A 12,098-nucleotide genomic window follows, 5' to 3' on the forward strand; every position below is an offset into this window, starting at 1 on the left:
GCCCCGCGGCACCCACCCCTCTGCGGCACGGCGGCCGGGACGGGCTCAGTGGAGGTGGCGCAGACCCGGGGGCGTCTCGCCGATGCGCACCAGCCGCTCGTAGTCCACGGCGGCGCCGCGCAGGACGAGGTCGACCAGCGCCTGCGCGGACCGCGACTCCTCCGGCCCGCCGCCCAGCAGGGCCCGCCGGTAGACGGTGGAGGCGAGCAGGTCGACCAGTGTGCGGGGGTCGGTGTCCGGCCGCAGGTCGCCCCGGTCGACCGCACGCCGCACCACCGCCTCCGCCGCCCGCCGGCCGGGGGCCACCACCGACTCGACCAGCCGTCGGTGCAGTTCGGCGTCGCGGGCGCAGTCGGCGAGCAGCGGGGCGAGGACGCCGGGCGGGAGGCGGTGGTGGAGGGACTCGGCGAGCTGCCGGACGCTCCGGGCGAGGTCGCACCGCGTGCACCCGGTGTCGGGCACCGGGGGGACGGCCGGGACGGAGGCCAGGGCCTCCACCACGAGGCTCCGGCGGTTCGGCCAGCGGCGGCGCACGGTCGGCCTGGTGGTCCCGGCCCGCGCGGCCACCGCCTCCAGGGTGAAGCCCGGGTAGCCGCGCTCCCGCAGCACGGCGAGGGTCGCGGACAGGACCGCCGCGTCGATCGCCGGATCGCGCGGGCGCCCGGCCGCCGCCGGGCTCATGCCGCCGCGTCCTGCGGGTAGTAGCGCAGTTCGACGGTGTTGCCGTCGGGGTCGCGCACGTAGACGGAACGGGCGTCCCCGCGGGCGCCGAAGCGGGTGACCGGCCCCTCCAGCACCGTGAACCGGCCCGAGTCCAGCACCTCCTGCCAGTCCAGGGGGTCGACCACGAGGCAGATGTGGTCGACGTTGGACCCGCCGCGGGGCCGCCGCACCAGGTCGATGATCGCCGTCGGGCTGATCCGGACCGAGGGGAACGGCGCGGAGCCCTCCCGCCACTCCTCCACCCGCTCCGGCTCCAGTCCGAGCGGACCGCAGTAGAAGGCCAGCGACCTCTCCACGTCCTCGACGTTCAGCACCAGATGGTCGAAGTCCCTGACCCTCACGGCGGCCTCCCCTGCCTCACAGCATTACATTCCGTACCGGTTCGTAATTTTATGCGAGGCCGCCGTACGCGGGCAACGGCGCCCGGGACCGCGCCGGACTCGCCCGCCCGCGGCGGCGGAGCGACCATGGGACGTACACGGGGGGCGCCGGGGCGGGAAGCGGAGGCCGAGACGGGAGGCTCATGGCGCACGTCGACGTCCTGGTGGCCGGCGCCGGCCCGGTCGGGCTGACCGCGGCCCTGGAGCTCAGGCGGCAGGGGGTCACCTGCCGGGTGGTCGACCGGCTCCCCGCCCGCCTCCCCTACGCCAGGGCCGTCGGCGTCCAGCCCCGGACGCTGGAGCTCTGGGACCGCGCCGGTGTGGCGCGGGACGCGCTGGACGCTGCGGTTCCGCTGCGCGGCCAGATCTCCTGTGTGGACGGCGCCGACCCCGTCCGCATGGAGCTGGCGCTGCCGCCCGAGGTCCCCTACGGGTTCGCCGCGCTGCCGCAGAACGAGACGGAGCGGATCCTGGACGAGCACCTGCGGCGCCTCGGCACCCGGGTCGAACGGGGCACGGAGCTGGTGTCGTTCAGCCAGGACGAGGGAGGGGTGTGGAGCAGGCTCGTCCTGCCCTCGGGCGACGGCGAGGAGGTCAGGTCCCGCTTCCTCGTCGGCTGCGACGGCGCCCACAGCGCGGTCCGCAAGGGCCTCGGGCTCACCTTCGAGGGCGGGGCGCTCCCCGAGGAGTACATGCTCGCCGACGTCGAGGTCGACTGGGACATGCCCCCGGGGTACGGCGTGCGGGTCCTCGCCCACGGTGCCGGCGGCGCCGAGGACGTGCTCGTCGGCATCCCGCTGCCCGGCCGCTCCCGGTACCGCCTGTCGATGGCGGCGGCACCCGAGCTGCGCACCCGGCCGGGCCGGGAGGCGGGTGCCGTCCTCCACGGCCTGGGCGGCGGCGCGGCACCCGGCCTGCACCATGTGCAGGCCGTGCTGGACCGGCTCGCGCCCGGTCCGGCGACCGCCACACGGCTGCGCTGGTCGTCGGTCTTCCGCATCAGCCACCGGATCGTGGACCGCTACGGCCGCGGCCGGGTCTTCGTGGCCGGGGACGCGGCCCACATCCATCCGCCCACCGGGGCGCAGGGGATGAACACCGGCATCCAGGACGCGGTGAACCTCGCCTGGAAGCTGGCCCTCGCGGTCTCGGGCACCGCGCACCCGGGGCTGCTGGACAGCTACGACGCCGAGCGCCGGCCGGTCGGCGCCGAAGTCGTGGGCCGCACCGTGCGGCATGCCGCGGGGGGCGGCGTGCAGAGCGACCCGGAGGACCCGGCGCGGTTGCTGCTGCGGGAGGCGCAGCTGCTGGTCGGCTACCGCGGCAGCCCCGTTGCGGGAGCACCGGGGGAGAGCGCCGGGCCCCGTTCCGGCGATCGTGCGCCCGACTGCGGGGGCCTGGCCGGTGCGATCGCCTCCTTCCCGGTGCGGCTGTTCGACCTGCTGCGCGACACGGCGGGCCATGTGCTCGTGCTGTACGCGCCGACCACGGCCGCCCTCGCGGACTTCGCCGATGCGGTCGCCGCGGTGCGGCGCGCGACCCGGGACGGGGCGGGAGTCCGCGCGGTCACCGACGGGCCTCTGCCCCCGGGCGGAACGGCCGCCTTCCCGGTGTGGGCGGACGCGGCCGGAGAGTTCCGGCGGGTCTACGCGGTCCGGGCGCCGACGGGCTTCCTGATCCGCCCGGACGGCTATCTGGGGCTGCGCTTCGGCCCTGACGGGACGGCGCGGTGCGAGGAGTACCTCGCCCGGATCCTGCGGCCCTGACGCGCCGCCGCTCCCGGGGGAGGCCCGCCCGGGGGCGGGCCTCCGTTCGGCGGCGCGGTCCGGCAGCGGTCAGGCGGTGTGGAGGCGCAGCCCGTAGCGGGCCAGGATCTCTCCCACCGGCTGGTGCCAGGTCTCCCCGCCGGTGCGGCAGTTGCCCCAGCCGCCGGAGGTCACGCCCTGCGCCTGGTCGCCGCTGATGAAGGAGCCGCCGGAGTCGCCCGGCTCGGCGCAGACGCTCGTCTTGGTCATCTGGTGCACGGCGCCCTGGCTGTAGTTGACGGTCTCGTTCTTGGCGAGGACGCGGCCGCAGTGCCAGCGGGTGGTGGAGCCGGAGCGGCAGACGGAGGCGCCGACGGGCGCCTCGGCGGACCCGCGGACCAGCTGGTCGGGGACCGTGCCCCAGCCCAGCACGACCGGGACCGTCCACCAGCCGCTGCCGACGCTCACCCGGGCGTAGTCGTTCCCGGGGAAGGACGAGCCCTGGAAGGTGCCGATGTGGGAGCCGTCCCAGCCGCGCACCGCCGCACCGGGGCTGCCGCAGTGGCCCGCGGTGACGAAGCCTCCGTGCACCGAGAAACCGATGGAGCAGCGGACGTTGCCGGTGTAGTAGGGATCGCCGCCCACGGTGCCGGCGGCGAAGGGCCGAGGCGCCGCGGCCACCTTCTCCACGTGCACCGGACCGGCCTCGCGCGCCCGTTCCAGGAAGGAGAGGACATCGTTGTCGGACTGCCGGGACGCGACCACGTTCACCACGATCCGGCCGGCCCGCGGATCGACGTGCCAGCTGCTCACGCCGCCCGGGGCCGGGAGGGCGTCGATCTCGGCCTTGGCCGCGTCGAGACTGCGGGCGGTGCGGGCGGTGATCCTCGCGTCCGCACCGGCGGCGCGGACGGCTTCGACGCGCGAGGCGTCCGTGACGGCCACCGTCAGGCGGCCGGTGCGCTCGTCGAACCACGAGCCGCCGTAGGAGGCGCCGGCGGCGCGGCGGGCGGCGGGCTCGGCGGCCGCGGCGGCCCGCTCCGCCGCCAGGCGGTCCCGCGCACCGCCCGGGGCGAGCCGGAGATCGCGCTCCATGGCGTCGAGGAGACCCGTGGAGAACGCGCCGGGGGCGGGGGACGGCTCCGGCGGGGAGGCGGAGGCGGGGCCGGCGACGGCGGCCCAGGAGGCGAGTACGAGCAGCGCGGACAGGCCCGCGCGCAGGGCTGTTGTGCGTCTCACGGTGTCGGCCTTTCGGTTGTTCCAGCAGGGTGGGGGCGGAACAGACACGTACTGAGAGCGCTCTCAGAAAGCACCCAGGGGCGGAGCGTAGCCGACCGTGCACAACAGGTCCATGCCAACCGATAGGATTCGGACGCACCGTCCCGGGCGTGGCGGGAACCGGCCGGACGGTGGTCGGTGTCCCTCTCGGGGAAGGTGCACCGACACGGTGCGAGGCCGCACGGTGCGGCGGGAGTCCTGTGCGGGGGTGACGCGATGAACGAGTGGGCAGTGCCGGGGTACACGCACTCCCGGGACCTGGGCGCCGGGGCGGGCGGGCGTGTGGTGCTCGCGGTCCACGAGGCGACCGGCGTCCCGGTCGCGGTGAAGTACCTCGGGGAGCGGTTGCGGCAGGACTCCGGGTTCGTCCGCGAGTTCCGGGCCGAGGCCCGGCTGCTGGGCGCACTGGACTCGCCCCATGTCGCCCGGCTCTACGAGTACGTGGAGGCGCCCGCGGGTGCCGCCATCGTGATGGAGCTCGTCGACGGCATCGCCCTGCGCGCCCTGCTGGCGCAGGAGGGGGCGACCGGCCCCGAGGCCGCGCTCGCCGTGCTCAAGGGGTCCCTGCTGGGGCTCGCCGCGGCCCACGGGCAGGGCGTGGTGCACCGCGACTACAAGCCGGAGAACGTCCTGGTCGCCGCCGACGGCACCTCCAAGCTCGTGGACTTCGGCATCGCCGCGCGCAGCGGCACCACGCCCGGTGTGGCCGGGACGCCCTCGTACATGGCACCCGAGCAGTGGCAGGGCGGCACGGCCTCCCCCGCGACCGACGTCTACGCGGCCACCGCGGTGTTCTTCGAGTGCCTGACCGGCCGCAAGCCCTACCGCGGAGAGAACTTCGCCGAGCTGGCGCTCCAGCACATCGAGGGCCCGGTCCCGCTCCAGGAGGTCCCGGAACCCGTCCGGCCGCTCCTCGGGCGCGGCCTGGCGAAGTCCCCGCAGGAGCGGCCCGCGCACGCCGCGGCCTTCGTCGCGGAGCTGGAGGAGGCGGCGACGGCGGCCTACGGGCCGGACTGGGAGGAGCGCGGCCAGCGGCGGCTCGCCGCGCTCACCGCGCTGCTGCCGCTGCTGCTCCCCTCGGCGGGCGGCCCGGCGGGCGTGGTCGACGCGGCGACCACGGCGCTCGCCCCGGCGAGCCCGGTGCCGGGCGCCGGCGGCTGGCTGACCCCCGGCCTGCGACGGGCGCTCGCAGGGGTGGCGGCGGCGGTCGCCGCGGCCGTGGTGGCGGCCCTCGCGGTCTCCCCCCAGGCGGCCGCGGACCGCCCCCGGGCCGTGGCCGAGGTCCTGGCGACCACCAGCGCGGCGCCCCCGGCGCCCGAGGCGGCGCCCTCCGCTCCCCCGGCGCCCGCGTCCTCCGCACCCGAGGTCACGCCGAGTCCCTCGCCGAGCGTGGGCGGCAGCGTCTCGCCGCTGCCCTCGCTGGTGGCCCCCTCGCCTTCCCCGGCATGGCCCACCCCGCCCCCGTCCCCGGCCCCGAGCGGCCCCGGGACGTGGACTCCGACGGCGTCGCCGACGACAGCCGCCCCGCCCGAGCCGTCGCCGGAGCCCCCGGCGTCCACCCGTCCGGCTCCCGACGACGTGCGGGTGGTGTCGGTGTCCGTGACCTCGCTGCGCCAGACGGGACCGAACACGGCTGCCGCGGTCGTGGAGGTGGTGACCGAGGGGACGGGCCCGGTGACGATCGGCGTGGCCTGGTCCACCTCCTTCGAGAAGGGCGCTCCGGGCGCGCCCGACGGGACGCAGTCCCTCACGCGCAGCGGGGCCTCGCGCTACACGCTGGAGGTGGCGCACACTTTCCTGGGCAAGGGGTGCTACTGGGGCGTCACGGCCTCGACGGACCCCGCGGCCGGGCAGGGCGGCGGTCTCCAGCAGATCATGACGCGGCGGGGGTGCCCGGTCGGATGAGCACGCCCCGGGCCCCGCGCGGCGGGGAGGACGACACCGTGCACCTCGGCGACGGCGGAAGGGCCGCCGACGGGCCCGGCCGCGGTCCTCGGGAGCACGACCGCGGCCGGGCCGACGGGCGGACGGGCGGCGCCGAGCGGACGGTGCGGCTCGGCAAGGGAGCCGGCGCCCCGCACGGCGGCGCTGCCCCCGGCCCCGAGGACGAGACCCTCCGGCAAGGCGATCCGGCGGCGGCCGAGGGGGCCGCGGCGCCGGAGGACGCGTGCGGCGGGACCGTGCGCGCGCCGGGCACCGGCGAGGACACCGTCCGGCTCGACGGCGCGGGCCCACCGCCGCCCGCCGGGTCCGGGACCGTGCGGCTCCGGCACCCGGCCGGGACGGCACCGGGCGAGGCGGGCACCGTACGCCTGGCCCGCGGGGCCGCTCCCCCGGCCGGCGCGGGGAGCACACCCCCCGGCGGTGCGGCCGGGGCGGACGCCCCGGCGCACGGCGCGCCCCCCGGGGCCGAACCCGAGGGCTACAGCGCCACCGCGCTCGGCAGCCACTGGTTCGAGGGGCCGTCGGCCGACGGGACCGACACCACCCGGCGCGATCCGCATCCGCCGGGCCCTCTGCCGGAGTCGGGCGCGACGGTCCCGCTGCCCGGCGCCCCCGCACCGGGTGGGGCCGAGCCCGACCGTGTGGACGGGGAGGTGCTGCGCTTCGGGCCGGGCGTGACCGCGGTGATGGACGGGCGGGGCCCCGCGGCGGCCGCCGCGGTCTGGCAGGGCAGCGCCCCCGGTCCGGCGCCCGCCCCGGGCCGGGGACGGGCTCTTCGGCGGTACGCCCTCGCCGGGGGCGTCCTCCTCGCGGTGCTCGCCTTCCTCGCCTGGCAGCGCCTGCCCACCGTCGCCGTCCGCTCGGTGTCCGTGCAGGCACCGGCGGCCGGGCCCGGTTGCGGGGGGACCGCGGACGTGGTGGCCGTGGTGCGCACCAACGGCCGCCCGGGGACCCTCACCTACCGCTGGGTCCGCAGCGACGGGTCGTCCTCCGGGCGGCTCGAGGAGCGGGTGGAGCGGGGCCGCGACGAGGTGCGGCTGCACCTGCTGTGGACGTTCCGGGGCCGGGGCACCCTGCCCGCCCGCGCCGAGCTGAGGATCGAGTCGCCGGGGCTGCACACCGCCGCGGCCGGGTTCGTCTACCGGTGCCCCTGAGCGCCGGCGCGCTCCGTGCGGCGCCCGGAGGGTCCGCGCGGCCCCGGTCGGCGGGCCCTCAGACGGCGCGGCGGCGCAGCAGGACGGCCCCGCAGAGCGAGGCGAGGGCGAGGACTCCGGCCACGCCTCCGGCGAGGATGCCGACGGCCTTGTCGTCGCGGAGTCGCTCCAGGGCCGTCGGCGCGGTGCGCGGCGGTGCGGGCAGCGCCCCGGCCTGCGGGGGCCCGGCCGGTGCCCCGGCGCCTGCTCCGGCGGAGGGCTCCGCGCCGCCGGGTTCGCCGGTGGCGCCGTCCGGGGCGGCGGGCGAGGGCGGCTCGTGGGCCGGGGGCTGCGCCTCGGGTGGGTCCTGTACGTCCTCGCCCTCGCCCCCGCCGGAGGGCACCGGGAGCGTGGAGGGCGCTCCGCTTCCCGGCGTGAGCACCACGTCCGAGCAGGAGTAGTAGGTGTCGGGGGTGTCCGTGTTGCGCCAGACGGTGTACAGGACATGGCGCCCCGTCAGGTTCTCGGGGAGCCGGAAGCGGATGCGGTAGCGGCCGTCGCGCAGGGGCGGGTCGGTGACCGTGGCGAGCGGGCGGGTCGAGAGCGCGCCCCAGGTGAGCGGGGCCGCGGGATCCCGTCCCTGGCGTGTGGCGTACACCGTGAAGGTCCCCCGGTGGGCGATGGTGGCGCGGTAGGTCATCGTGACCGCGGCCCCCTGCCGCAGGAGTGTGGCGGGCCAGTCGGCCCGCGCGAGGTCCAGCCCGCGGTAGCGTCCGAGGCCGGCGCTGCACAGGCGCCCGTCCGGGATCAGGCTCCGGTCGCGGCCCGCCACGCCCGCCACCCGCAGGTCGTCCCACGGCCCGAGGCTGCCCCCGGCGCTCGCGGCGGCGGCCGCACGGCACGCGTCGGTGGCGCGGAGCTCGGCGCTCCCGGCGCCGCAGGCCGCGGCCCTGCTGACCGGGTCGGTCGGGGCACCGTGGGCGGCGGCGGGAGCCGCGGCCGGGGCGAGCAGCAGGAAGGGCACGGCGAGCGCGGCGGACACGGCGAGCGCGGGTGCGCGGTGCTGGTTCACGGCGGCCTCCTGGGGCGGGGATCGCCGCTCAGTACGGACGGCGGCGCCCCGGTGTTCAGCCGGCACCGGCTCCGGGACCGCCCGTCCCGGGACGGGCGGACGCCCCGTCAGAGGCGGATCCGGGCGACGACGGGCAGATGGTCGCTGCCGGTGGCGGGCAGCGAGTCGATCCGCACGACGGCGGCGCCCCGGGCGAGGACGTGGTCGATACGTGCCACGGGCAGCGACGCGGGCCAGCTGAAGGCGAAGCCGGGCCCGTGCGCGCCCAGCCTGGAGGTGACCGGGGCCAGCCCCCGGTCGTCGACGGTGCCGTTGAGGTCGCCGAGGAGGAGAGCGCGCTCCGCACCGTCCCCGGCCAGCACCTCGCCCAGCAGGGCCGCGGCCTCGTCGCGGGGCTCCGACCCGAGCCCCTCGGGCACGCCGAGGCGCATCGACGGAAGGTGGGCCACATAGACGGCGAGGTCGCCGGAGGGGGTGCTCAGGGTCGCCCGCAGGCCGCGGTTCCACGCCGGGTCGAACCCCCGCGGCCTGATGTCCACACGGCGTGCGTCCCGAAGCGGATGGACCGACCACAGCCCGACGCTGCCCACCACCGCGTGGTGGGGGTAGCGGGGTGCCAGCACCTCGCGGTAGGCGGGCAGGGCCTCGGGGGTCAGCTCCTGCAGGGCGATGAGCTCGGGTGCGGCGCGCAGCAGGGCCCGGGCCGTCCCGGCGGGGTCGGCGTTCTCGTCGCTGACGTTGTGCTGGACCGCGGTCAGGTCGTGACCGCCCGGGTCGGCGGGCACGAGCATCGGGCCGAAGAGCACGAGCCAGGCCGCGAGGGGCAGCGCGGACGCGGCCAGTGCCGCCGGCGCGCGCCGCAGCAGGGCGGCGACCGCCAGCAGGAGGGCGGGCACGCCCAGCCAGGGAAGGAAGGTCTCCAGCAGGCTGCCGGCCCGGGGACCGGCGTTGGGGACCGCACCGGGAAGGACGAGGAGCACGGCGGTGAGCACGGCGCAGCAGGCGATCACCGCGCCGCGCCGCCCGCGGCGGGAGCCGGTCCGCTGGACCCGGGCCCGGAGCACGCGAAGGCCCCGTCGCGGGCCGGGGGCTGCCGGCTCCGGGGGGCCGGCGGCGGTCACGGGCGCACCGCCCGCCCGGGGCGCCCCGGCACCCCCCGCACCGGCGCTCCCGGCCGCCCCGTCGCGCATGCGCTCCGCCCCCCTCGTCCGCGCCCCTCACCCCGTCGGGGTCCTCTCCGGCGATCCTGCCAGACGCTCCGGGGCGCCCCGGCTCACGGGGTGGCCGCTGCGGACCGGGGACCCGGCGCCGGAGCCCGCAGCCGCGTGAGCGGACCGCTCAAGGGCGCCGGGCGAGGAGCAGACGGGCTCTCGGGGCGCCGCCCGGGAGGGTTCCCAGGGCGGTGAGCGGCACCGACTCGACCGAGAACCCGCACCGCCGGAGGTCCGCCAGGACGCCCGAGAACGGGAAGGTCCGGTAGTACATCACGAACGGCGGACGCCGGAGGGTGTTGCGGACGCGCATCGCCGCGTCGAAGCCGAGCAGGCTCCAGTAGCCCCGCGACCCGGGGCGCGGAGGGGCGGTGACGGGGAAGGCGAAGCAGCCCCCGGGCCGCAGTGCCGCGTGCACCGAGGAGAACAGCGCGGGACGCTCGGCGGGCAGGAAGTGGCCGAAGGCGCCGAAGCTCACCGCGAGGTCGTAGCCCCCGCGGAACGGCAGGGCCCGGGCGTCGGCCTGCACCCAGTCGACGGCGGGGCCGCCGCCCGGTGCGCGGGCGGCCGCCTGCCGCGCGCGGGCCAGCATTCCGGCGCTGAAGTCGACGCCGGTCACCCGCTCCCGGCACAGCGGCGACAGCACCGCGAGACCGGCCCCCGTACCGCAGCACACGTCGAGACCGGCGCGGAAGGGCCCCCGCGGGCCCAGCTCCGCGGTGACGGCGCCCAGGATCCTGTCGGGCGTGCGGAAGGGGGTGGCGTCGAAGGAGGGCGCGAGGAGGTCGTACCCGCGCCGGGTCGAGGAGAGGGCCTGCACGGCGAGTTCCCGCACCGTGGGTCCCTGGGGAGAGAACATCACCGCAAGCCTAGGGGCACGCGGTCCCCGGTGGACCGGTATGCGCCGAACCCGCGCGGGGGCCGCCCCCGCGGGCGGCAGCGTCCGGACGGGCCCGGGGCGTGCCGGGCCGGGCCGCGGGGCGGCGCACCCTCGCTTCCCGGCCATTCACCGGCCCCCGCGCGGGCCGCCAATGGCCGGGGCCGCGCTGGTCCGCGGGGCCCGCGGCTTCCTAGCATTCGACGCACTCCCGGTGCTCGCCGCCGGGAGCGCCCCGTGCACGGCGTCCGCCGAGTCCCACGAATGTCATGTGCATGACTATTCAACCATCGGCGGGCCGCCTCAACCACACCGCACGCTCGATCCGGCGCAAGCAGGACGGCCGCTCCCCCACGGGAGCGGCCGCACCCCCCGCCCGGTCCGGCACCCACGACGGCGCCGGACCGGGTCACCCCAGCAACGGATGGGAGACGCATGAGAGCCCCGATCCTGGTGGGCGGAGCGGTCGCCGCTCTGTTCGCCTCGGCGCTGCCCGCGGAGGCCGGTCCCACGATCCCCGACCCGCCGTCCGACAAGATCGTCATCGACATCGCCACCGTCAACGGCTCGGGCTGCCCGCTCGGCACGGCGGCCGTCGCGGTATCGGAGGACAACACGGCCTTCACCGTGACCTACAGCGACTACCTGGCCCAGGTCGGCGGCGGCGCCCCGCCCACAGCGGCCAGGAAGAACTGCCAGCTCAGCCTGCTCGTGCACGTACCGGGCGGATTCACCTACGCGATCGCGAGCGCCGACTACCGCGGCTACGCCTCGCTCCAGCCGGGCGCCCGCAGCACCGAGAAGGCCTCGTACTACTTCCAGGGCTCGCCGAACACCGAGTCGCGCTCGCACCTCTTCAACGGCCCGTACGAGGACAACTGGCAGGCCACGGACGAGACCGACTGGGCCCAGCTGGTCTGGGCCCCGTGCGGCGTACAGCGGAACTTCAACATCAACACCGAGATCCGCGTGAGCGCCGGCACGTCCGACCCGGCGACCACCAGCTACATGACCATGGACTCGACCGACGGCGACATCAGCACCGTCTACCACCTGGCCTGGAAGGAGTGCCCCGGCACCTGACGCCGCACGCGCCGCCCCGGCCGGGCTCCCCCTCCCGGCCGGGGCCTCTTCCCGCCCCCGGGCGGCACGGCCGCCGACGTGGCCTACGCTGTGGGCGGCAGGGGTGGTCCGGGCTCGCACCGGCACGCGGAGGGGGACCGATGGACAGGCGCAGACCGCCGACGGCTCCCGCCCTGCTCACCACCCTGCTCCTGGGACTCGCCTCCGCGGTCACGGCCGTCTGCGGGCCCGTCCACGCGGCCTGGGCCGCCGCCGCGCGCCCCGCCTCCGCCGCCTCCCCGGCACCGGCGCCGGCCGCGTGGCCCGCCCGCGGCAGCACCGCCCGGACCGAGGAAGTCCACGCCCCCGCGCACACCGCACCGGACGCGGCCGTCCGGCACGGCGCCGGCTCCGAGCAGCCCGTACGCCATCCGGCGGCGCCACCGGCCCTGGCCCCCGGCGGCGCGCTCTCCCTGCCGCCCGCGGACGGCACCGACCGGGCCCGGCCCGCACAGGACCGCGCGCCGCCGAGGGACGCCCTCGGCGCCCGCCACAGCCGGGCACCCCCCTCCACGCGGCACCACCGCTGACGTTCCCCGCGCCCGGCCGCACCCATCGTGCGGACTCCGGGCGCACCTTCCTCGCGTCCGCCCGTCCCGGGCCGCGGCGCCGT

General features: G+C 77.9%; 11 protein-coding genes. 5 read left to right on the forward strand and 6 right to left on the reverse strand.

The genetic code is table 11. The annotated features are described in order from the left end of the window. Nucleotides 1-45: 45 nt before the first annotated feature. On the reverse strand, nt 46-681 hold the full coding sequence (locus tag NPS70_RS09155) for a TetR/AcrR family transcriptional regulator (RefSeq protein WP_256523584.1): 636 nt from the start codon (nt 679-681) through the stop codon (nt 46-48). Then, nucleotides 678-1,064, reverse strand: a complete 387-nt coding sequence (locus NPS70_RS09160; RefSeq protein WP_256523585.1) for a VOC family protein — start codon at nt 1,062-1,064, stop codon at nt 678-680. The genes NPS70_RS09155 and NPS70_RS09160 overlap by 4 nt, the downstream gene beginning before the upstream one ends. Nucleotides 1,065-1,246: 182 nt before the next feature. Between NPS70_RS09160 and NPS70_RS09165 the strand changes: the two genes are divergently transcribed. After that, on the forward strand, nt 1,247-2,869 hold the full coding sequence (locus tag NPS70_RS09165) for an FAD-dependent monooxygenase (RefSeq protein ID WP_256523586.1): 1,623 nt from the start codon (nt 1,247-1,249) through the stop codon (nt 2,867-2,869). A 69-nt stretch (nt 2,870-2,938) separates the two neighbouring features. On the opposite strand, the gene NPS70_RS09170 is transcribed toward NPS70_RS09165, so the two are convergent. Then, complete coding sequence (locus tag NPS70_RS09170) at nt 2,939-4,087, reverse strand: S1 family peptidase (RefSeq protein WP_256523587.1); 1,149 nt, start codon at nt 4,085-4,087, stop codon at nt 2,939-2,941. A 255-nt stretch (nt 4,088-4,342) separates the two neighbouring features. On the opposite strand from NPS70_RS09170, the gene NPS70_RS09175 reads away from it, so the two are divergent. Continuing rightward, nucleotides 4,343-6,031 (forward strand): serine/threonine-protein kinase, encoded by a 1,689-nt coding sequence (locus NPS70_RS09175; protein WP_256523588.1) that lies wholly within the window; start codon nt 4,343-4,345, stop codon nt 6,029-6,031. Further along, entirely contained in the window at nt 6,028-7,224 is a 1,197-nt protein-coding gene (locus tag NPS70_RS09180) for a hypothetical protein (RefSeq protein WP_256523589.1), read from the forward strand. Before NPS70_RS09175 ends, NPS70_RS09180 begins: the two co-directional genes overlap by 4 nt. Before the next feature lie 58 nt (nt 7,225-7,282). Here NPS70_RS09180 and NPS70_RS09185 read toward each other — a convergent pair whose 3' ends face one another. The 3 genes from NPS70_RS09185 to NPS70_RS09195 all read right to left on the reverse strand — a co-directional run bounded on the left by NPS70_RS09185 (nt 7,283) and on the right by NPS70_RS09195 (nt 10,345). Next, the gene (locus NPS70_RS09185; RefSeq protein WP_256523590.1) at nt 7,283-8,275 is read right to left on the reverse strand and encodes a lytic polysaccharide monooxygenase; all 993 of its coding nucleotides are present in this window, start codon (nt 8,273-8,275) and stop codon (nt 7,283-7,285) included. Nucleotides 8,276-8,382: 107 nt separating this feature from the next. Continuing rightward, nucleotides 8,383-9,339, reverse strand: coding sequence for an endonuclease/exonuclease/phosphatase family protein (locus NPS70_RS09190; RefSeq protein ID WP_256523591.1), 957 nt, complete (start codon nt 9,337-9,339; stop codon nt 8,383-8,385). A 274-nt stretch (nt 9,340-9,613) separates the two neighbouring features. Further along, nucleotides 9,614-10,345, reverse strand: a complete 732-nt coding sequence (locus NPS70_RS09195; RefSeq protein ID WP_256523592.1) for a class I SAM-dependent methyltransferase — start codon at nt 10,343-10,345, stop codon at nt 9,614-9,616. A 453-nt stretch (nt 10,346-10,798) separates the two neighbouring features. On the opposite strand from NPS70_RS09195, the gene NPS70_RS09200 reads away from it, so the two are divergent. Both NPS70_RS09200 and NPS70_RS09205 read left to right on the forward strand, forming a co-directional pair. Further along, nucleotides 10,799-11,446 carry a DUF4360 domain-containing protein gene (locus tag NPS70_RS09200; protein ID WP_256523593.1) on the forward strand — a complete coding sequence of 216 codons (648 nt, stop codon included), beginning with the start codon at nt 10,799-10,801 and terminating at the stop codon, nt 11,444-11,446. Between the two features lie 140 nt (nt 11,447-11,586). After that, nucleotides 11,587-12,015: a hypothetical protein gene (locus NPS70_RS09205; protein WP_256523594.1), complete on the forward strand. Its 429-nt coding sequence runs from the start codon at nt 11,587-11,589 to the stop codon at nt 12,013-12,015. Nucleotides 12,016-12,098 lie beyond the last annotated feature (83 nt).

The organism is Streptomyces sp. C10-9-1 (assembly GCF_024497955.1).
Taxonomy (GTDB): Bacteria; Actinomycetota; Actinomycetes; order Streptomycetales; family Streptomycetaceae; genus Streptomyces; species Streptomyces sanyensis.